The organism is Prevotella sp. khp1, from assembly GCF_900102205.1.
Taxonomy (GTDB): Bacteria; Bacteroidota; Bacteroidia; order Bacteroidales; family Bacteroidaceae; genus Prevotella; species Prevotella ruminicola.
This window is the reverse complement of record NZ_FNJZ01000003.1, coordinates 1-21,224: the sequence shown is the minus strand read 5'-3', so window position 1 is coordinate 21,224 and position 21,224 is coordinate 1. Positions and strand designations below refer to the sequence as shown.

The following is a 21,224-nucleotide window of genomic DNA, read 5'->3' as shown; positions in this document are numbered from 1 at the left end:
TCGGTACTTGTTATTTCTTAATAAACTCTACACGGCGGTTCTGGGCGCGGCCGGCATCGGTCTTGTTGTCAGCTACGGGTTCGTGACTGCCCTTACCTACGGCACGCAGGTTGAACTCGTCGCAACCTAACTGAGCGAGGGCTTTAACAACGGCCTCGGCACGCTGCTGCGAAAGGGGATCGTTGATTTTATCGGAGCCCTGATTATCGGTATGGCCCTGCACCTCGAAACGCACACTGGGGTTCTTCTTCATATAGTCGGCCACCTTCTGAATCTCTTCCATCGACTCGGGCTTCAGGGTAGCCTTGCCCGTCTCGAACAGGATGTTATTGGTGACGAACTTACCCGTCTCAGCGATGGCTTTCTCTACAGCTGAGAGATCGGTAGCCTGGCGCTGATAGAGCTCTACCGCACCCTTGGCAAGCACCACATTGGCAACGCCACGATAGGGATTCTCGTCCTGGATAATGAACTCGAAACGAGCTGGGGCAGCTACATTAGGCAGATTGATGATGCGCGTGCCATTGAGGTAGAACTTAAAAGCACGCTTGTTGAACGAGATGGCGAAATGATTCCACTGGCCAACCTTGGTGTATTGCTTTAAATGATCCCAATCCATGCTGCCAACAACATTCTGATCGATACCACCACCCTTCTTAAAGGTATAGTTGCCGTAACAATCGGGATTGCCTGGGCGATAGCGCAGATAGATATGGCCCGTCTGATTGCCACTTGCATCAAGGAGCTGGAACTCGAAGGGGAAATCGGGGATTTCGCCAGCCTTACAGAAGAACTCATCCCACTCGAGGGTGAACACATCGGGCAGGTACGACTTCATATTCTCCATCAGGGGCGAGAATCTGGAGTCGGGGGCGTTACTATGCGCATACTTCTTACCATTAATAGAGGCTGTCTCCAAGCTACCATCACTGACATCCCATTTTGAAGGGAACTCACCCATCTGCTCGGTAGCGAAGTCGTCTTGGAACAGAATGACGCTTCCACGAACAAAGTCGCTCTTCTGGTTCTGACCTACGGCATCGGGGGTGTCGTCGACCGCTTCGGCATCGTCGGCCTGGTTTTTAGCTTTCGAGTTTTTCTGGCCCTTTTTACCGTCGAGCACTGCATCCATCTCCTTATCAACGGTGCGCTCAACCTTGTTCTCAATCTTGTCTTTTGCTTTTTCGAGGGCTTTATCCTTCAACTTCTTCAGAAAGCCCTGCGCATCGGCCGTTGCACTAAAAGCAACCATAGCCAACAATAGTAATAATAGTTTTTTCATAAGCTTTTAGTTTTAGTATAAATAATATGTTAACGATTAGATTGGGGCAAATATACGAAAGATATTTGAAAGTTGCAAGTAATTGGCGCTAAAAAAACAAAAACGACTTTTTCTTTGATTTCTCGGCTTTCTTGGCATCTTTCTTGGCGGCTTTCTCGGCTTTCTTGGCTTCGCGCTTGGCCTGGCGCTCGGCTTTGCGGGCTTCTTTGCGCTCGCGTTTGGCCTGCTTGGCCTCGTCGGTCATCTTATGGAACTTCATACGACCACGACTTACCTTGAGCTTGTGCATCTGGTTGGTATCGGTAAAAGAGAACGAACAGGAGATGTCGCGCCAGTTGCCACGCTGGATGACTTCGCCGGTAGCCTCAGCGCCATTGCTATTTACAGTAACGGCCACATTGCGCACATGAACGCCTTTATAACTGCAATCGTCGATGGTGGCATTAACAGCGCCTATAGGCAACTTGCCACCTAACTTGCGACGCATGGCGGCGGTGCGGGGCTTGCTGATATCAATCTTGAAATCGGCCTTGGCTGCCAGGGGGCCGACATCCTTCATGCCCATGACCTTACCAAAATGCAACTTCCGGGTGCTGGCATTACCTACGACATACTTGTTGCGCTCGTCGAGCCAGAACTGGAACTTAAGACTACCCACGGCGGTGCCAAGGGTGCCCCAGAAGCGCTCTTCCTTACGGATGACTCGGAAACTACCCACATAGCTGATATTACCTAAATTATGCAGCTGCGCCATCATGAGGCGCTTAACGGGGAACTGACTGATGATGCGCTCCTTGATACCACTCTTGGCCGTCATCCGGTTGACATGGAACAGCACGGTGAGCTTTTCCTTGCTCTTGAGGTTGGTGATATCGCCGGTGGCAGTGATGGCCAGGCGTTTATCGGCGGTGCCAACCTTTACCTGACGGAAGCTGAGCGCATCCTGATTACCACTCATGGTACAACTGAGCTGGAGGGGCAGCGTGAACTTACTGAGCACGGGGGCAAAGGCACGCGAGATATCCTGGAGATAAACGGTGCCAGCGATGGGACCTGTACTGAAACTGAGGGGGATGCTATCGCGCTTACTGGGCAACTGCATAGCGGCATGGGCGATGTGCAGCTGGGTGTGCTTTTGCTGTACCTGCACATTGTTTAAAAGCAGCTTTTTACCTGCCAAGCGCACCTGGGCCTGCAGGTTGCGGATATCGATACCGGTAATGGAATCACGGGCCTGCAACTCAGAGAGATTAAAGCGGAGGGTGTCTTTTTCGGTGGCATCGATAGCGGCCTTGAAATGACAGGTGACATTGAGATGACCTACATCGAAGAATCCGCGTTTGGGCTTGCCTGCATTTTTGCGGGGCTTGTGATTATCGGTAGCCAGCTGCAACTGGGCCTGCGCCTGATATTTACCCTTGCGCCCCTTGATGAGGGCCTGGGCAAGCTGCAACGACAGCTGATTATAGGTTACCTGGATATCATTCAGGCGCACGCTGTGGATATCGAACTGGATTCGCTTGCGGGGCGCCACAATGGTATCACGTTTGGCCTTGGGTTGCTTTTTAAAGGCATCGATGATGAACTGGAAGTTGGATACCGAATCCTTTGAGGGCTTGAGCAACAGGGCGCGGGCCCCCGACAACTCGACATCCTTGATGGTAAACTTATTACCCAGCAGTTCGCTGATATCTACATCTACCCCGGCCTGGCGAACAGTGAGCAGAGGGCGCTGCTGCTGGTCGGCTACATGCAGTCCGTACAGGCGCAGCTGCTGTGCCATAAAGCGGATATCAACGCTATCGATACTTACCTGCGTTTGCAGGCGCTCGCTCAGCATCTGGGTGGTTTGCTTAAGTACGCGCTGCTGGAAAGCCTTGGTATTTACCAACACCACGCCTGCACCCACCAACAATACTACCAGCAGCAGGAAGGCTGCCAGCAGCTTGAAGGCCAAGCGAAGGGGTTTCATGCTAAAAGGCTACTAGAACTGAGGCATGTTGGGCAAGCACACGGCCTTAACGGCCATGCACTCCATCTCGATGAGCCACCCGGGGCGGCACACCGGCGCATGAACGATGACACAGGGCTTGCCTGGGAACCGTTCGGCATAGAGACTGCGCACCAGCTGATAATCGGCCACATCGCGCAGATAAACAATCATGTGGGCTACATCGTCGAAATTGCAATCGGCCTCGACCAGCAGTGCCTCGACATTCTCCCACATACGTTGGGTTTGTTTCACGATATCGTTGGGATACATCACCTCGCCCTTGTTATTGATAGAGGCGGTACCTGAGATGAACACATGGCGGCGATCGGCATAGCTTACCATGGTGCCACGCTCGAACGATACACCATAATCGCTGGTGCGATTAAGATGGGTAGGCGCATAGAGATAATGCACCTGTTCGGGGCGCACGCCAGCGATGGCATAGTTATCCATCTGGGCGAGCACATTAGGATCCTGCTGGCGACCACCGATACCGGTAGAGGCAATGAAGTGGGTATTGACAGTAAGGCCCTGGGTGAAGAACACCTGATTGCGGGCACGCACCACACCACCGTAGTTCAAGTCGATATCGTTGACAAACAGCCAGGTACGGATACAGTTATCGGCCAGCGTACAGCGCTCCTGGGCCAGCTGCATGATATACTCGTTGAAGAGCAGGCGCATCTGATACTCGGAGTTGGCTGCCAGGTTATGGGCCGAGGCATTGAATAGGTGGCGGAACTGACCGTGACTAACCTCATAGAGCTCGCTCGGAGTCATGCTGGTTTGCACATCGGTCATGAGCCACACCCACAGCGCCACCTTGGTACCATCCAAAGGGGCCTGCTGGATAATGCTCTTGGCACAGTCGGTAACATCGTTTACTACTATAGCGTCGGCCTGATTGGCTGCATCGCTTAAAAAATAACGTTTAAATACGGCTTGCGCACCAGGCAACTGGGCCAGCAAGCTGTTGTAGGCATTCAGCACAGCCTCGACCTGCTGGGCAAACGGAAGGCACGCCTGCTGCACGCGTATGATGGCATGATACTCGCGCACCTGGGTTCCGTTATCAAAACAGAACACGTCGGCCCCAGCCTGTTCGAAATCTATGTGAGATAGTTTCTGGTTCATATAGTTACTTACTTTTGGGCACAAAGGTACGAAGAATAATTGAGAAACGTGCAGCAAGCAGCAAAAAAATACCTAATAATAAGTATTGTATATATCGAAAAATAGTATTAATTTTGCACCCGTAATCATTAATAGGCATACAGGTAAGGAAATGAAGAATCAGAAGATGTATGAAGCGGACGATAAAATGATATCACTGATCCGCGATAATTACGATTTGTTGCAGGCACTTGGAAGCTTTGGCATAAACCTGGGTTTTGGAGATAAGACGGTACGCGAAACCTGCGAGGACAATGATGTGGACACCTACACATTCCTGGCAGTGGTGAACTTCGCCATGAACGGTTATGGTGAGTTTGACAACGACGAACAGATCAGCGTGCCTACCCTGCTGCACTACCTGCAGGCCAGCCATGCTTATTTTCTGGAGTTCCAGCTGCCTTACATTCGCAGAGAGCTGAGCGAGAGTCTGGATGAGAACGACTCGCTGGGCCGACTGATACTGAAATTCTACGATGAGTATGCCCACGAGATACGTCGCCACATGCAGTACGAGCAGAAAACCCTGTTCCCCTACGTACAGCAGCTGATAGATGGCGAGCCTGCCAATGATTACAACGTAGAGACATTCTCGAAGCACCACGGTGCTACCGACAAGAAACTGCGCGAGCTGAAACTGCTGATTATTAAATATCTGCCACAGGACGGACTGCACAACAACCAGCTTACCGCCACACTGCACGATATTTACGAGAACGAGGTTTGGTTGCGCCAGCACGCGATGGTTGAGGACCATATTTTTGTGCCTGCCATCCGCCGATTGGAGCAGATTACCAAGCAGCAGGACGTGACACGCAACATTTCGGGTATGGTGTTTGGCAATGCCACCGCACAGAATCCCGACGCGCTGAGCGACCGTGAAAAGGATGTGATTATTTCGCTGGTGCAGGGTATGTCGAACAAGGAGATAGCCGATCACTTGTGTATATCAATCAACACGGTGATTACCCACCGCCGCAACATAGCCCGCAAGCTACAAATACATTCACCAGCCGGATTGACCATCTATGCAATAGTCAATGGGCTGGTGGACATATCAACTGTAAAGTTATAAAAGGTGTAGTTGTTTGCTTAAGAATGTAACAACAGCACAAAGCGTGTACCCTTGGTGAACTCGGGATCGATATCGAGGTCGCCCTTCATCTTGATGGCCATCTGCTTACAGATAGGCAAGCCAAGACCGTCGCCCTCGGTAAAGTCCTTCACCTCGGTAAATGGCTTGAATACGTCGTCGCGCTTATCCTCGGGGATAGGCTCGCCGGTGTTAGATACCAGGAACTGGTGAACGTGTGCACCACGCTTCTTGTATTCCAACCAGATAGTACCATCCTTTGGAGCATAGATAGCAGCATTAGCCAGCAGGTGCTGCAGGATATGCTGTACATACTCCTTATTCATATTAACGCTCAAGGCGGGCACGTTAGTTTTTACTACCACGCCTGGGTTAACCTTGCTCTTGATAGCGTCGACCAGCTCGTTGCAGAATGGGGTGAGCTGTACATCGGCTGTTTCTACCCCCTGATCGATGGTGTTCTCAAGATCAGAGAGGGTGGCGATATGCTCAGAGAAATCGAGCAGGGCCTTAACCTCGGGAATCTTGGCATCGAGCTTGTGGAGTGTAGGATTAAGCTGGGCTGAGATATTGCTGATGAACTTGGCCTTGAGGGCATTGTTCTCGTTGGCCAGGTTAATGAGCTTCTTCTGCTTACGGGTAAGCAGGATAAAGCGCATCAATACAATACCACCCAATACCAAACCTGCAGCCAGAGCTACTGCCAGGATGCACAGACCTACGATAATGGCCTGGCGCGCTGTGAGCGAGCTGGCCTGATCGTCGATCTTAGCCTCGTTGTCAGAAATCTGCTTTTTCAGTGCGCCAATCTCATCGGCATGCTTCAAGGTGTTAACCGAATCTTTCCAAGCCAGATAGTTGCTGTACGACTGTGCCACCATATTGGCATTGCCACTACGACGGGCATTGGCAATCAGGGTTTTGTAAACCTCGTCAACCTTGTCGTACTGCTTAGAAGCGGTAAGCTTACCGGCCATCTCCTTGAACACCTCATTACCCTGGGCATTCTGTCCGAATGAGTAATGATATACGGCTTTATTATAAAGAAGGTCGTTCTTGAGTTCTTCGTCGGCAGCGTAGGTAACCTGGGTCTCCATCAGGCCAAGCTGATCCTTGGCGCTATCACTCTTGCGCAGCTTGATGTACATGGCCAAGCGCTCTTTAGTGATGATGTAATGGAGGGCAGCCTTCTCCTTAGCATTCTTGCTACGTGCATCAATCTCAGCATCGGCACGGCGAAGCAAATCGAAAGCCTCTTTCCAATAGTTATCCTTGTAATACAAAGCAGCACCACGAGTGGCACACTCCATGCCAACCTTTAACTGGCCCTGACGGGTGTACTCTTCGAAAGCGCGGATAAAGCTAAAGCGGGCACCTGCCACACTACCTTTCTGCATTTCGCTCTCGGCACGCTGATGTAACTCACTCTTCGTGGCTTGCTGAGCCTGGGCAATGCCCACACTGAAGCACACGGCTAACAGAAGAACAAAAACCTTTTTCATAATATGCGTTAGATTAGATTAGAACTTTGCCATCTTGATGGCTACAACGGCACACTCATCACCCTTATTACCCAAGCGGCCACCGGCACGGTCGAGTGCCTGCTGCTGGTCGTTGGTGGTGAGCAAACCGAAGACTACAGGGATATTGCTTGTTGCATTAAGACGAGCCACACCCTCGGTAACGCCCTGGCAGATGTAATCGAAGTGAGGAGTCTCGCCACGAATCACGCAACCAAGAATAATGACGGCATCGTAACCATCATTAAGGGTCATCTGGTGAGCGCCATAAATCAGCTCGAAGCTACCAGGCACCGTCTTAACATGGATATTTTCAGGCAAAGCGCCATGCTTTTCGAGTGTGCTAACACATCCGTCGAGCAGGGCGCCAGTTATTTCGGGATTCCACTCGGCCACGACAACTCCGAAGATCATGTTCGAAGCGTCGGGCACTGTGGTAATATCGTATTCCGATAAGTTTTTAGTAGCCATGGAGATTATTTTGATGAAACACGCTCAATATAGCCATCGATAGTCTGATAAGCCATAGAGTTGAAGTACTTCTCTTTAACCTCCTGATACAGCTTCAGGGCCTCATCGTTCTTACCCTGGCTCTCGAGAATCTCACCAGCCTGGATAAGGAAGGTGGGCGACAGAGAGTTGTTGTCGGCCTTCTCGGCAGCGCTCTTCAGGTGTGATACAGCCTTGTCGAGCTGGTTCAGGTGTGCATAAGCGTTACCCAGAGCACCCTCGGCAGCTGGAGAAATCATCTGATCGTCGGCACCATCGAACTCCTCGAGGTACTTAGCAGCATCCTCCCACTTGTTAAGCTTAGCGTAGCAGAGACCGGCATAAAGGTTTGCCAGGTTACCAGCTGCTGTGCTGCTGAACTCGTCGGCGAGCTTTACAAAGCCCTTGAAGCTGGCGCTGTCGCCATTCAAAGCCTTCTGATAATCGCCTGCCATGAAGAGCTCCTGACCCTTGGCGATAGCTGTGCTAGCCTTAACCTCCTTAGGACCGCTAACGTAGGTCTTGTACAGAACCACACCAGCGATGATGATTACAATTGCTGCTACGGCAGCACCAATGGCCTTCTTGTACTTAAAGAAGAAAGCCTCACTCTGATTCAGGCTCTGCTCAGCTGTCTGGGCGGCCTGCTGTTGATTTGTTGTATTTGCCATTATAATATTTATATTTAAATTTCCAAAAATCGGGTGCAAAGTTACTAAAAAAGACACACATTTTATATTTTTTTGCGGAAAATATTTATTAATCTGTGTTAATCCTTAGCATCAATGCCCAAAAAACGCTACCTTTGCACTATGATTCTAGAAAAGTTATCGGTCATCAACTACAAAAACATAGCAGAGGCCACACTGGATTTCTCGCCCAAAATCAACTGTCTGATAGGACAGAACGGGGTGGGAAAAACCAATGTGCTGGATGCGATTTACTACCTGTCGTTCTGCCATTCGGCCAATAATCCTATCGACTCGCAAGTGATACGTCATGGGGCCGAATTCTTTGTGCTGGAGGGCGCCTACGAGGGCGACCTGCACATTTACTGTGGCATGAAGCGAGGCACTAAAAAACACTTTAAGCGCAACAAGAAGGAGTATCGCCGACTGTCGGAGCATATCGGACTGATACCGGTGGTGGTGGTATCGCCATCAGACACCCTGCTGATTGAGGGTGGCAGCGAGGAACGACGCCGCCTGATGGACATGGTGATTGCCCAATACGAACATGGCTATATGGAGGCCATGAACCGCTATAACAAGGCCCTGCAGCAGCGTAATGCGATGCTGAAACTTGACGAGGAGCCCAACCCGGATGTAATCAGCCTGTTTGAGGAACAGATGGCCTACGAGGGGGAGCGCATCTACAAGAGCAGAAAGGCATTTGTTGAGGAGTTGACACCTATCTTCCAGCGCATTCACGAAACCATCTCGGGTAATCGCGAACAGGTGGCACTGAACTACGTGTCGCATTGCCAGCGCGGTCCGCTGTTGGAGGTGATACAGCGCGACCGATTCAAGGACCGTGCCATAGGTTACTCGCTGCATGGTGTACACCGCGACGACCTGGAGATAACCTTAGGCGGACACCTGATGAAACGCGAAGGCAGTCAGGGGCAGAACAAGACGTTTGTGATTGCCCTGAAGCTGGCACAGTTCGACTTCCTGAAGCGTACCAATTCGAAGACTACCCCACTACTGTTGCTCGACGATATTTTTGACAAGCTGGACGCCCAGCGCGTGGAGCAAATAGTAAAACTGGTGGCAGGCGATGATTACGGACAAATTTTTATTACCGATACCAATCGCGACCACCTGGACCTGATACTGAGCCGGCAGACGCTGGACTATAAGATTTTCCACGTAGATAAGGGAGAAATAACAGAAACGCAGAAAGATGTTTAAGCGCGACGTACATAATGTAAAAGATTTGATTCTGAAGAATCTGAGAGCACAGGGACTGGAGACGCCCTTGTTGCAGAAACGACTGATGGACTCGTGGGCCGAGGTGGTTGGCGAATTTGTGGCCAACTACACCGAGAGTATGTACATCAGAAACCAAACACTATACGTACATCTGACCAACCCTGCCATGAGGGCTGACCTATCGATGATGCGCAGAGAGATAGTAAACAAACTGAATGCCCATGTGGGCACTCAGGTAATAGCCGATGTAAGATTTAACTAATCAAGCCATCCATACACACATCGTGTTCGTCGGCGGGAATCGCATCTACACGCTGGAAATCAAAGCAGACACCATAGAACACAGCGCATCGCGGCTGAGAGAATGAACTCAGAAAACGGTCGTAATAGCCCTTACCGCGACCCAGGCGGCGGTTCTCCTTATCAAAAGCCACACCAGGCACCAGCACAACTTTAATATCGTTGTACTTCTCTTTTGGCATAACCGGACCCGTTGGTTCCATAATACCAAAAGCCCCCTTCTGCAGACTATCACGCCCCGTATATCGGCACAGCACCATCTCGGTATCGCTTACCACCTTCGGCAGGTAAACGTTTTTGCCTGCTGCCAGCAATTCGTCGAGCAACTGATGGGTACATACTTCGTCGGGAAGCGAGTAATAGGCCACAATGTTGTCCATCAACATGAGATACTCCCTCATATGGGATACCACAGTAGCAGACAGTTCACCCAACTGTTGTTGAGTGAACTGCTGTTTACGTTCGCGCATCAGGGCGCGAAGTGCGTTCTTATTAAGCATGAGCTATCATTTTACTGAGCAACCTGATTTCGCGACTGTCGGCAATCTTTGCCACCTGCTTGCCCTTGGTTTTGGGCATCGGTTTCTGAGGGAATGCGCCCTCGGAATGGAACAGTCTCAGAGTCTCATCAATCACAGGATCGTTCTGGTTGAGATACTCGGTCCAGGCCTGCTCGTTATGGATGTTATAGATAATTCGACTTACTACAAAGCGCTCGAGCAACTTGTACGACTTCTGAATCATCAGGTTACGACGCTTCAGTCCGTTCTTGTCAGCAAAGTTTACAAACTGCTCAACAATATTCTGGCGTTTCAGATAGGTTTCCATCTCCTTTACGTTGGTAATCGCACCCAGCTTGGCACGGTTATCGTCGGTATAGGTAAATGCAAACTGCAGGATAAGACCCGACATGGCAGCCTCCTTGTAGTAAGAGGTAACGCCAAGGGTATCCTCAGGAATAAAGATATCAGGAGTGATACCGCCACCGCCGTACACAATACGACCATTGTTGGTGTGGTACTCGGGACCTGTATTCTTAATGCTATCCTTTGAGAAGAACTCGCCATGCTGATAACGGGTCAACCAATCGTCGTCGTAATGGTTGCCATTGTTATAAGGCTTCTGGATGCAACGACCAGATGGGGTATAATAACGAGCAATGGTGAGGCGAATCATTGAGTGGTCGCTGAACTCCATAGGTTTCTGAACCAAACCCTTACCAAACGAACGGCGACCGATAATGGTACCACGATCGTTATCCTGAATGGCACCTGCCAAAATCTCAGAAGCCGAAGCAGAACTCTCGTCGACCAGCACTACCAGAGGCAGGCGCTGATAAGAACCACGACCATCGGCACGGTAATCCTGACGTGGGAAAGCACGCCCCTGGGTGTAAACAATCAGCTGGCCACGCGACAGGAACTCGTTGGCAATCTGCACTGCCGACTCTAAATAACCACCGGTGTTGCCACGAAGGTCGATAACCAGATTGCTGAAACTCTGCTGCGACAGCTTGGCCAGTGCAATCAGCAATTCGGGATAGGTATTCTCGCCAAAGTTACGAATCTTGATATAGCCACACTCGTCGTCGAGCATGTAGCAAGCGGTAACGCTCTTGGTAGGAATCTCGCCACGGGTAATGGTAATATGACGGATTTTCTTCTCGCCATAGCGGATAACGCCCAGTTTAACCTTGGTATCCTTTGGACCCTTAAGGCGGTGCATGGCCTCCTCGTTGGTAACCTTCTTACCTACAAAGGCCGAATCGTCAACCTCAACAATCTTATCGCCAGCCAGCATACCGGCACGCTCGGCAGGACCATTGCCAATCACGTTTTGCACACGGATGGTGTCCTGACGGATGGTAAACTCGATACCGATACCAAAGAACGAGCCGCGCAGGTCGTCGTTGGCAATCTCGCCATCACGGGCACTGATGTAAACCGAATGGGGATCGAGCTCAGCCAGAATCTGAGGCATGGCTTTCTCAACCAGCTCGTTGATGTTCACCGTATCCACATACTGATCGTCGATGATATGGAGCAGGTTGTTGAGCTTGTTACCACTCGAGTTGATGATATTCAGGCGGTTGCCTGAGAAATGGTTGGCATAAAACGTTCCGATAACAATACCCACAACCACACATACGGCCATAAGCAAAGGCATGAAACGATTAGTTCTATTCTTACTCATTTTTTATTTATCTTCTAATCCAATATAGATAACCTCGATGCCAGCACGCTCAAGCAGCTCGATGCCATCGGTGAGGCGGTATTTCTCGCCATAAACCACACGCTTGATACCAGCCTGGATGATAAGCTTGGCACACTCGATGCATGGCGAAGCGGTAATGTAGATGGTGGCGCCATCGCTGTTGTTATTGCTACGCGCCAGTTTAGTAATGGCATTGGCCTCGGCATGCAGCACGTAAGGCTTGGTTACGTTGTCGTCGTCCTCACACACGTTCTCAAAGCCGCTGGGAGTGCCGTTGTAACCATCGCTGATAATCATCTTATCCTTTACCACCAGCGCACCAACCTGACGGCGCTTGCAGTAGGAGTTCTCAGCCCAAATACGTGCCATACGCAGATAGCGTACGTCAAGTTTACTTTGCTTGTCGTTTTTTGATTCCATTCCGTTTAAGTAATGCGTCAATGGTGGGTTCGCCACCCTTGAACCGTTTATATAATGTCATCGGATTTTCGGTACCACCTTTCGACAGGATGTTCTCGCGGAAACTGCTGGCTGTCTTCTTGTCGAAAATGCCATGTTTCTTGAACACACTGAAGGCATCGGCATCGAGCACCTCGGCCCACTTGTAGCTGTAATAGCCAGCGGCATAGCCACCTGCCATAATGTGCGAGAACTGCACCGTCATACAGGTATCGGGCAACTGAGGCAGCACCATGGCTTTCTCCCAAGCCTTCTTCTCGAACTGAATGATATCGGCTGTAAACTCATCCTTCTGGGTGTAGTAAGCCATATCCAGCAAACCGAAGCTAACCTGACGCATGCAAGCGTAAGCCACATTAAAGTTACGACTCTTTACAATGCGGTCGATGAGTTCATCGGGCAAAGGCTCGCCTGTCTGATAGTGAAAGGCAAAGGTGCGCAGGAACTCCTTCTCGATCGAGAAATTCTCCATAAACTGCGAGGGCAGCTCCACAAAGTCCCACCACACGTTGGTGCCACTCAGGCTCTCGAAACGGGTGTTGGCAAACATGCCATGCAACGAGTGTCCGAACTCGTGCAGGAAGGTCTCCACCTCGCCCAATGTAAGCAGGGCGGGCTTCTCCTCGGTAGGTTTAGTAAGGTTCATCACCACACTGACGTGGGGACGCACATTACGCATATTATCATCGCCAAAAGGTTTCTTCTGGTCGATACGTTCTTTCCACTGGCCCTGGTATTCGGTCATCCAGGCTCCCCCCTGCTTACCCTTGCGGGGATGGAAATCGGCATAGAATACAGCCAGGAACGAGCCATCCTCATCAAACACCTCGTAAGCCTTTACATCAGGGTGATAAACGGGGATATCCTTGTTCTCCTTAAAGGTGATACCGTACAGACGATTGGCTAATCCAAACACGCCGTCAATCACCTTCGAGAGTTCGAAGTATGGGCGCAGCATCTCGGCATCGAGATTATACTTTTGAAGCTGCAGCTTGTGCGAATAGAACGAAAAGTCCCATGGCTCGAGCTTAAAGTTGTTGCCCTCCAGCTTGCGTGCCATTTTCTCGATAGCCTCTACCTCCTTGATGGCTGTGGGCTTGTAGGCATCAATCAGGTTGTTAAGCAACTTATATACGTTGCGCACATTACCTGCCATACGGTGCTTGAGCACGTAATCGGCATAAGTTTTATGACCCAGCAACTGAGCCAGTTCGCGACGCAGGTTGATGAGTCGCTTACATATCTCGAGATTATTCTCGGTATTATCGTGGATACACTCCGTATTCTTAGCCATATACAGCTGGCGGCGCAGTTCGCGCTGGGTGCTGTAGGTCATAAAGGGCGAATACGAGGGGAAGTCGAGTGTAAATACCCAACCCTCTTTCTGCTGCTCCTTGGCTGCCAAAGCTGCTGCCTCGCGAGCAGTATCGGGAAGGCCATCAAGTTGAGCCTCGTCGGTAATATGCAGTGTAAAGGCCTTGTTCTCCTTTAGCAGATTCTGCGAGAACTGCAAGCCAAGCATCGAAGCCTCTTCGGTAAGCTGGCGCAGACGCTCCTTACCAGCGGCATCGAGCAGAGCACCACTACGCACAAAACCATCGTAGCAGTTATCAAGCAGCATTTTCTCCTCGGCAGTAAGCTTACGATGATGCTGATGAACATATTTTACGCGCTCAAACAGGCGCTCGTTCAAACGGATATCGTTGGCATGCTTGGTAAGGATGGGACTCATCTTCTGAGCCAATGCATCCATCTCGTCGTTGGTCTCGGCCGAAAGCAAATTAAAGAATACAGTAGAAACGCGACCCAGCAAATCGTAGTAGCCCTCCTTATCCTTCTCGTCATCTACACTGATAATGGTATTGTCGAATGTAGGTTTTGCAGGATTATTGATAATACGCTCTATCTGTTCATCGTCGCGACGGATGCCTTCCAACATAGCCTCTTCGAAATCTTCCATGCGGATACGGTCGAATGGGGCTGTGTCGTGAGGTGTGTTATAAGGTTCAAAGAACGGGTTCGTTCTAGCTTTCTTTTCGTTTATCATTATACTAACTCTTTTCGGATTGCAAGGACGGTGCAGCCCGTTCTCGCATTTTCGATGCAAAGTTACGACAAAAATCCGATACTTTACAAAACAATACATTAAAAAAGCTGAAAACGCAAAGAATAGGCGTTTCTACTTGGTATAAAGCAGGCGTTCGAGCTGAGGAATCTCTATTTTACCACGACTCAACTCTATCAGTCCACGGTGCTGCATATCGTTCAGAATACGCGACACATTGAGGCGACTATCGTTCACCTCCTCGGCCAATCGGGTCATCAGGATATTAAACGTTTTATGACCGGCTGGATACAAGCAACGCTGGGTAAGGAATCGTACCACACGGTCCTCGAGCGACTGGGGTGCACGGTACCACACCTGACGCATCTGCTTCTGCGTCTGAGTGGCAAAATGGTTAATCATATTCAAGCGGAACACCAGGAAATCTTCGGTAAGTCGCACTACCTCCTCCTTGTCGAGCGTCAGGAAGTTCACATCGGTCTGGGCTATAAAATCGCGGGTGTAGCGCTGGTTATAGCCAAACACCGCCTCCAACTGAATGATATAAGGATCCGAAATCTGTTCCTCAACATGATAGCCATAGTCGTCGGCAAACGAGCGCACTTTCAGACTGCCATTTATCAGGAAATAAAGCTGATGACAGTTATCGCCCGATTTCATCACGGTCTTACCAGCATTCAACTTCAAGAATCCGAAACGGGTGTGACCAGCCACAATCTCCAAATCGTCGCGACTCATACCCTGGAACAAAGGGAACTGCAGCAGCTTATCAAAAATCTGGAGAACAGCCATACGCTTTTATTGCTGAATCTTATTCTTAAGCGAGGGCGAATACCAAACGGCATTCTTACCATCCTGATCGCTGTAAATCAGATAAGCCATCAGTTCAGGGTGCTGCGCAAGTACCTGCTTAGCCTTTTCTACACCCATCACCATAAACGAGGTGGCATAGGCATCGGCCACAGCACAGGTGTTAGCAAACACCGTAGCCGAAAGGATGCTATGCTGAACGGGATAACCCGTCTTAGGATCGATAGTATGGGCGTATTTCTTACCGCCCTTATAGTAGAAATTACGGTAGTTGCCACTGGTAGCCATCGCCTTATCGGTAATAGCCACAATGCTCTGAACCTCCTGACCTGCGCCCTGCACATCGTCCTCAGGCTTAGAAATACCTACGCGCCAAGGTTTCTGATCGGGGTTCAAACCACTGGTAACAATCTCGCCACCAATCTCGATCATAAAGTTATTAACGCCCTTGCTACGCAGCAGTTTGGCCACTACATCGGTACCGTAACCCTTGGCAATAGCCGAGCAGTCGAGCATGATGCGATCATCGGTCTTACTGATCTTACCTTTTTCGAGGGTAACCTTCTGATAGCCAATAATCTGCATCAGACTATCTACCTGCTGTTTCGAGGGCTCGATACCATTCTTAAAGCCGAAGCCCCAAGCATTAACCAACGGGGCAACAGTGATATCAAAAGCACCATCAGTCTCTTTCGAGATGTTCATCGCCAATTTGTACACATCGAGGAACATATCGTTAAGCTGCACATCCTGATTCTGATTTACAGCAGTGATAATCGATTGGGGATTGAATGGTGACAGCGAGGCATCTACCTTAGCCAACTCTGCGTTGATGCTATACGTCATATCCGAATCACACTGATACACAGCGTGATAGAACGTTCCGAATACCTTATCGGCACTTTTCTGATAAGGCATATTACGCTGCTGACGGATAATCAGCACCGTACCAACAATCAGCAGTACCAGAAATGGCAACTGCCACAAAAGCTTTTTGTTCTTGGGTTGCTGCATCAGTTTCTTAGATATCAATAATCACATTGAAGGTTCCACCCAGACGGGTATCGCCAAAGATTCCAAAGCCTGGCACATACCAAGTATTACCAAAATCGCCCTCTTCCTTATGGGCAATGCGGCGCTTATAGCGCAGGCTCCAGCCCAAATGCAAGGGACCATAAATCTTGGCATCAACACCCACTACAGCCTCTATCCAATGGTAGTTGCAAGGGGCATCTAACACACCATAACCAGTAGGCCACTTCCAAGTGGGATCGGTAAAATCAGGGCACGAAATATCAACCTTATACGATGTAAAAGCATAACGCAAACCACCATACAAACGGTTATCACCGTGTTTATCCTTCAATAGATTCTTATCAATACCAATACGGAAATAAGGAGCCGATGTGCTATAGTGAATCTTTGTTACATCATCGTTGTGATTAGCACGTCCCAATCCAGCCTCGATAATCGGGAACCACTCGTCGTGCAAATTAACACGCAGGGCACCTTCGTACTGACCATTATCAGTAAAAGCCATCAGTCCCGCTCCAACCAGATCGAACGAAACAGCAAAACCACGGAACATGGGCACAGAGTCTTTCTGGAACGAGAAAAACTTCTGAGCCTGAGCTGGCACCGATGCCGAAAGCACCAGGATACTAATCGTCGCTCTTAGGATAGAGGTAGAAATGAACCGTCTTAGAATCATAGGTTACTGATGGGTTATTAATCACAATTGAGTCGATGTAGTTGCGGGTATAGCGCACATTGGTGAGCGTGTGGAAAAAAGTGGTATTACAATCCACCGATTCGAAATGGGGATAGTCGTCCTTCTTAATCCATACGGTATCGCGTACCAGCGAATCAGTATTGGCTATTTCAAACTTGAACAGCAGCACATCCTCGGGATGCGAGTAACTGATAGGCAAGTTAAACTGACTAATGCCTACACCTTTATTATATATAATAGAGTCGCGACCACTGTAAAGCACCACGTTCTCATTATCGACATTAACGGTCGAAATGGTCATTGTATCAGTAATCGTTAATTCATTACCATCGCTGGTGCGTATCTGATAAAGAGTTGCCACCGTACGGTCGACAGGACAATCGACAGACGAGCAGGCTACCATCAGCGCTGCCAACGACAGATATAACAGACGTTTCATCATATCTTCTCCTCTATCTGATAATCATTACGTCCGCTCGACGAGCGACTAATCAGATCGCCCAGGAAGCCTGTCAGGAACAGCTGTGTTCCCATCAGCATCATGGTAAGCGCAATGTAGAAGAATGGTGAATTGGTTACCAATCGCTGGGGGATATGGTTAGCCAAGCACCACAGTTTATCTGCACCAATCCAAGCTGCAGAAATAAAACCAATAAAGAACATCAGTGTACCCAGGAAGCCGAACACGTGCATAGGTTTCTTACCAAATGTGCTCAGGAACCAGAGTGTGAGCAGGTCGAGATAACCATTCACAAAGCGGTTCAAGCCCATGAACTTCGACGAACCATACTTACGTGCCTGGTGCTGTACCACCTTCTCGCCAATCTTATTGAATCCAGCATTCTTGGCCAGATAAGGGATATAGCGGTGCATCTCGCCATACACCTCGATATTCTTTACTACTGCCTTGCGATAAGCCTTCAGTCCGCAGTTAAAGTCGTGCAGATTCTTAATGCCGCTTATTTTGCGGGCTGTAGCATTGAACAGCTTGGTAGGGATAGTCTTCGAAATGGGGTCGTATCGTTTCTGCTTGTAGCCACTTACCAGATCGTAGCCCTCTTCCTTAATCATACGATACAACTCTGGGATCTCATCAGGCGAGTCCTGAAGGTCGGCATCCATGGTAATCACCACATCGCCCTGAGCCTGCTCAAAACCACAATACAGAGCAGGACTCTTACCGTAGTTTCGGCGGAACTTGATGCCCTTTACCACACCGGGCTGCTGCTTGTTCAGCTCCGAGATAATCTCCCACGAACGATCGGTAGAACCATCGTTAATGAAAATCACCTCATAGCTGAAGTTGTTTGCCTTCATCACACGCTCTATCCACGCATAAAGCTCAGGGATAGACTCATCCTCATTATAAAGAGGTATAACTACTGATATATCCATAATTTCAATTCAAATTTTCAATTCTTTTGCGCTGCATAATCAGTCCGATGGGCACACCAAGAATGAAACCCAACGAGATATTGATGGTGAGAATATTCAGCGCATAGTCGATAGGACGCGTCATAGCCATTTCGGCCAAACTCTCGTCCACCATTTGGGTCATACCATATTGCTCCAACATGGCCTTACCCTCCTCAGTGCTCATCATCTTGGCAAACGAACTTACCAGATAGCCATTATCCATATAAGCAAAATACAGATACTGAACCACTGCCAACAGCACGGCGCCATAAAAGAACACAAAAATAGTATAAGCATAACTACGGGCAAAGGAGATAATACCCTCCCTACCCTCGTCGCGGAATTTGCGCAAGCGGTTGGCTACAAAGAATGGTGTCATCACAGCCATCAGCATAGCAGCCATAGCCAGAACCTGATTAGTCAAGCCAACAATGTAGCTTGCGAAGCTAGCAATCCAAAGGATAGCCAGAAAGAAACCATCCTGACGAGCGTAAGCCTTTAATTGTACATATTCTGGTGCGGTCATCTTTTAACATTTACCTCTTACAGGGTGCAAAATTAAGCATTTTCCTGCATATAACGGGGGCAATCCCTAAAAAAATAGTTAAAATCACGAAATTTTTCAATTCTCGATTCTCAATTCTCAATTAAAAGTAGTACCTTTGCACCCGCTTTAAGCAAATAGTTCTTTAAAATTACACGGGTAAGTCCTGTACGGCCAGCTCCCTTTGAATCCCCCAGGGTGGGAACGCAGCAAGGGTATTAGGTTGTAGCGGCGCGATGCAGATCGCTTACCCACCCGCCTCTTTAGCTCAGTTGGCCAGAGCACGTGATTTGTAATCTCGGGGTCGTTGGTTCGAATCCGACAAGAGGCTCGTTTTGAATATGAGGATTGACGTTAGTCAGTCCTCTTTTCATTTTCAGATGTATGGACGATAAGCGTTATATCCATAGCCTCATTCGTGAGGGCGAACACCAGCAACAGGACTTCAAGTACCGTGTGTCTGACGCCTGTAAACTGGCTAAATCAGTATCGGCATTTGCCAATACCGATGGAGGACGGTTGCTGATAGGCGTACGCGATGATGGAAATCTATCAGGCGTCCGTTCCGAAGAGGAAATATACATGATGCACCAGGCGGCTTACAAATACTGCAAGCCCGAAACAAGCATTAAGTTCGACACCTATCATATTGAGGGACGTACCATTGTGATTGCTACCGTTCCGCCATCTACCCGCAAACCTGTTTGCGCCATCGATGCAGAAGGTAAAGCACGAGCATATATCCGCATCAACGACGAGAATATTGTGGTCTCTCCTGTTCACCTGGCCCTATGGCGTGAATCACAGAAACCCCAAGGAGCTGTCATGACCTACGATGACACAATCCGTCAACTACTCGACGCCATGCCCACACAGCAAACACTTAACCAGATTGTTCGCCAATCACGCCTACCACGCCACAAGGTTATCACACTCCTGGCGCGACTTATCCGTTTTAGAACAGTCAGCTGGCAATATACTAACCAGCAGTTTCTGTTCAGCCTTGCATAAAGATTTTCTTAAAACTACACCATTTTCTTAGTTAATTTGTTTATCTTTGCAACGTGAAACAAATTAATATTAAGCATTATGGATTTATTACACATTATTGCAGTAGTAGCACTCATCATCATTGGTGTAGCTATTTATATCAATAAACGTAATGGCTAAGGGACACTTAGCCATTACGTTTAAGAATCTACATATCAAGGATTTACGGGCAGTCCCTGCATCTGCTTGATATGTGTATCAAGAATATGGAAGGCAGGATCTACCATACCACCATGACCATGACCATCTATCTCATACAAATAGGTTTGTTTGTGACCAACTAATTTCATCATACGGGCCAGATACTGATTCTCATCGTATCTACCATATAATTCCAACTCACGATCACCACAAATCAACACCAATGGTGGACAATCATTACGCACCCAATAAAGCGGCGCATACTGGTCGATAGTTGGCTGCAAAGGCTGGATGCCCTGCATCTTACGTACATTATAATGGGTAATAGCTTGACCACTAAAAGGAATATACTGCCAAACACTGTCAGCATCAACCTGATAGTTATTAAGCCAAGCCTTATTTAAACAAAGCATCATGGCGAGATAGCCGCCTGCAGAGTGACCTGTTACAACTATTTTTCGCACATCGCCACCATATTCTTTAGCATGACGAAAAGCCCAAGCAACAGCTTCGGCAGCATCATCAATCGTTTTATCAACAGTAACTTTAGGCAATAAACGATAGTTAGCACCTATCACCACATACCCTTTATCCTTTAATCGTTGTGGAATCTCTTTCTGGCCAGCCTCTAATCCGCCACCATGAAACCATACTATCACAGGACAATCTTTCTTGCCTTCTGGGTAATACACATCCAGTTTCAAACGCTCTTTAGCATAAGCATCAGTTTTTGAAGTATAACTGATGTTTGAAACAGTTTTGTAATTCTGTGCACTGATGGCGACAACCATCAGAAGCAATACGGCTAATACATTTAATCTCTTCATAGTTCGTTAGTTTTTGAAAATAAAAAAGCCCTAGAGAAGTGTATCTCCAGGGCTATCGTTAAAATAAAGACGGCGGCTTCCTACTCTCCCGCATTGCATTGCAGTACCATCGGCGCAGGTGGGCTTAACTTCTCTGTTCGGAATGGGAAGAGGTGGGACCCCACTGCAATAACCACCTAATA

Annotated in this window: 21 protein-coding genes, 1 tRNA gene and 1 rRNA gene; 5 read left to right on the top strand and 18 right to left on the bottom strand. The window is 48.8% G+C overall.

Features of this window, described 5'->3' with window-relative positions; genetic code table 11:
• Positions 1 to 10: 10 nt before the first annotated feature.
• The 3 genes from BLR73_RS14610 to BLR73_RS09110 form a co-directional block, all read right to left on the bottom strand.
• Positions 11 to 1,282 carry an OmpA family protein gene (locus tag BLR73_RS14610; RefSeq protein WP_091861347.1) on the bottom strand — a complete coding sequence of 424 codons (1,272 nt, stop codon included), beginning with the start codon at positions 1,280 to 1,282 and terminating at the stop codon, positions 11 to 13.
• A gap of 88 nt (positions 1,283 to 1,370) precedes the next feature.
• Positions 1,371 to 3,254, bottom strand: coding sequence for an AsmA family protein (locus tag BLR73_RS09115; protein WP_091861344.1), 1,884 nt, complete (start codon positions 3,252 to 3,254; stop codon positions 1,371 to 1,373).
• A gap of 12 nt (positions 3,255 to 3,266) precedes the next feature.
• Positions 3,267 to 4,409 carry a Rid family hydrolase gene (locus tag BLR73_RS09110; RefSeq protein WP_176763660.1) on the bottom strand — a complete coding sequence of 381 codons (1,143 nt, stop codon included), beginning with the start codon at positions 4,407 to 4,409 and terminating at the stop codon, positions 3,267 to 3,269.
• 151 nt (positions 4,410 to 4,560) lie between these two features.
• Between BLR73_RS09110 and BLR73_RS09105 the strand changes: the two genes are divergently transcribed.
• Positions 4,561 to 5,523: a LuxR C-terminal-related transcriptional regulator gene (locus tag BLR73_RS09105; protein ID WP_091861337.1), complete on the top strand. Its 963-nt coding sequence runs from the start codon at positions 4,561 to 4,563 to the stop codon at positions 5,521 to 5,523.
• 17 nt (positions 5,524 to 5,540) lie between these two features.
• Here BLR73_RS09105 and BLR73_RS09100 read toward each other — a convergent pair whose 3' ends face one another.
• From BLR73_RS09100 to BLR73_RS09090, 3 genes are read right to left on the bottom strand one after another with little or no spacing between them, the layout of a single operon-like run.
• Entirely contained in the window at positions 5,541 to 7,043 is a 1,503-nt protein-coding gene (locus BLR73_RS09100; protein ID WP_143010922.1) for a sensor histidine kinase, read from the bottom strand.
• Between the two features lie 18 nt (positions 7,044 to 7,061).
• Positions 7,062 to 7,532 carry a 6,7-dimethyl-8-ribityllumazine synthase gene (gene ribH / locus BLR73_RS09095; RefSeq protein WP_013065589.1) on the bottom strand — a complete coding sequence of 157 codons (471 nt, stop codon included), beginning with the start codon at positions 7,530 to 7,532 and terminating at the stop codon, positions 7,062 to 7,064.
• Positions 7,533 to 7,537: 5 nt separating this feature from the next.
• Positions 7,538 to 8,221: a tetratricopeptide repeat protein gene (locus tag BLR73_RS09090; protein WP_033149361.1), complete on the bottom strand. Its 684-nt coding sequence runs from the start codon at positions 8,219 to 8,221 to the stop codon at positions 7,538 to 7,540.
• Between the two features lie 141 nt (positions 8,222 to 8,362).
• Between BLR73_RS09090 and BLR73_RS09085 the strand changes: the two genes are divergently transcribed.
• Entirely contained in the window at positions 8,363 to 9,463 is a 1,101-nt protein-coding gene (locus BLR73_RS09085) for a DNA replication/repair protein RecF (protein ID WP_033149360.1), read from the top strand.
• Positions 9,456 to 9,746 carry a DciA family protein gene (locus BLR73_RS09080; RefSeq protein WP_013064001.1) on the top strand — a complete coding sequence of 97 codons (291 nt, stop codon included), beginning with the start codon at positions 9,456 to 9,458 and terminating at the stop codon, positions 9,744 to 9,746. The genes BLR73_RS09085 and BLR73_RS09080 overlap by 8 nt, the downstream gene beginning before the upstream one ends.
• On the opposite strand, the gene BLR73_RS09075 is transcribed toward BLR73_RS09080, so the two are convergent.
• The 10 genes from BLR73_RS09075 to BLR73_RS09030 form a co-directional block, all read right to left on the bottom strand.
• Positions 9,739 to 10,284, bottom strand: coding sequence for a 5-formyltetrahydrofolate cyclo-ligase (locus tag BLR73_RS09075; protein ID WP_013063791.1), 546 nt, complete (start codon positions 10,282 to 10,284; stop codon positions 9,739 to 9,741). The genes BLR73_RS09080 and BLR73_RS09075 overlap by 8 nt on opposite strands.
• Positions 10,277 to 11,977 carry a S41 family peptidase gene (locus BLR73_RS09070; RefSeq protein WP_028908587.1) on the bottom strand — a complete coding sequence of 567 codons (1,701 nt, stop codon included), beginning with the start codon at positions 11,975 to 11,977 and terminating at the stop codon, positions 10,277 to 10,279. Before BLR73_RS09070 ends, BLR73_RS09075 begins: the two co-directional genes overlap by 8 nt.
• 3 nt (positions 11,978 to 11,980) lie before the next feature.
• A complete protein-coding gene (locus BLR73_RS09065; RefSeq protein ID WP_013065511.1) occupies positions 11,981 to 12,418 on the bottom strand; it encodes a deoxycytidylate deaminase in 438 nt (145 codons plus the stop codon).
• Positions 12,390 to 14,504, bottom strand: coding sequence for a M3 family metallopeptidase (locus BLR73_RS09060; protein ID WP_074833739.1), 2,115 nt, complete (start codon positions 14,502 to 14,504; stop codon positions 12,390 to 12,392). The genes BLR73_RS09065 and BLR73_RS09060 overlap by 29 nt, the downstream gene beginning before the upstream one ends.
• Positions 14,505 to 14,636: 132 nt before the next feature.
• Positions 14,637 to 15,314, bottom strand: coding sequence for a Crp/Fnr family transcriptional regulator (locus tag BLR73_RS09055; RefSeq protein WP_091861334.1), 678 nt, complete (start codon positions 15,312 to 15,314; stop codon positions 14,637 to 14,639).
• A 6-nt stretch (positions 15,315 to 15,320) separates the two neighbouring features.
• Positions 15,321 to 16,346, bottom strand: coding sequence for an FAD:protein FMN transferase (locus tag BLR73_RS09050; protein WP_013064504.1), 1,026 nt, complete (start codon positions 16,344 to 16,346; stop codon positions 15,321 to 15,323).
• Between the two features lie 7 nt (positions 16,347 to 16,353).
• The gene (locus BLR73_RS09045; protein ID WP_033149357.1) at positions 16,354 to 17,043 is read right to left on the bottom strand and encodes a DUF6048 family protein; all 690 of its coding nucleotides are present in this window, start codon (positions 17,041 to 17,043) and stop codon (positions 16,354 to 16,356) included.
• A complete protein-coding gene (locus BLR73_RS09040; protein ID WP_041385497.1) occupies positions 16,994 to 17,506 on the bottom strand; it encodes a DUF6452 family protein in 513 nt (170 codons plus the stop codon). Before BLR73_RS09040 ends, BLR73_RS09045 begins: the two co-directional genes overlap by 50 nt.
• Complete coding sequence (locus tag BLR73_RS09035) at positions 17,503 to 18,459, bottom strand: glycosyltransferase family 2 protein (protein ID WP_013063969.1); 957 nt, start codon at positions 18,457 to 18,459, stop codon at positions 17,503 to 17,505. Before BLR73_RS09035 ends, BLR73_RS09040 begins: the two co-directional genes overlap by 4 nt.
• Before the next feature lie 4 nt (positions 18,460 to 18,463).
• Positions 18,464 to 19,006: a DUF4199 domain-containing protein gene (locus tag BLR73_RS09030; protein ID WP_013063416.1), complete on the bottom strand. Its 543-nt coding sequence runs from the start codon at positions 19,004 to 19,006 to the stop codon at positions 18,464 to 18,466.
• Positions 19,007 to 19,281: 275 nt separating this feature from the next.
• Here BLR73_RS09030 and BLR73_RS09025 point away from each other — a divergent pair.
• Positions 19,282 to 19,355: transfer RNA gene (locus BLR73_RS09025), tRNA-Thr, on the top strand.
• A gap of 53 nt (positions 19,356 to 19,408) precedes the next feature.
• Positions 19,409 to 20,035 carry an AlbA family DNA-binding domain-containing protein gene (locus BLR73_RS09020; protein WP_091861331.1) on the top strand — a complete coding sequence of 209 codons (627 nt, stop codon included), beginning with the start codon at positions 19,409 to 19,411 and terminating at the stop codon, positions 20,033 to 20,035.
• A 194-nt stretch (positions 20,036 to 20,229) separates the two neighbouring features.
• Here the strand turns inward: BLR73_RS09020 and BLR73_RS09015 are convergent, their stop codons facing one another.
• Both BLR73_RS09015 and rrf read right to left on the bottom strand, forming a co-directional pair.
• Entirely contained in the window at positions 20,230 to 21,042 is an 813-nt protein-coding gene (locus BLR73_RS09015; protein WP_013065376.1) for an alpha/beta hydrolase, read from the bottom strand.
• Between the two features lie 67 nt (positions 21,043 to 21,109).
• Positions 21,110 to 21,222: ribosomal RNA gene (gene rrf / locus BLR73_RS09010) — 5S ribosomal RNA — on the bottom strand.
• Between the last annotated feature and the right edge of the window lie 2 nt (positions 21,223 to 21,224).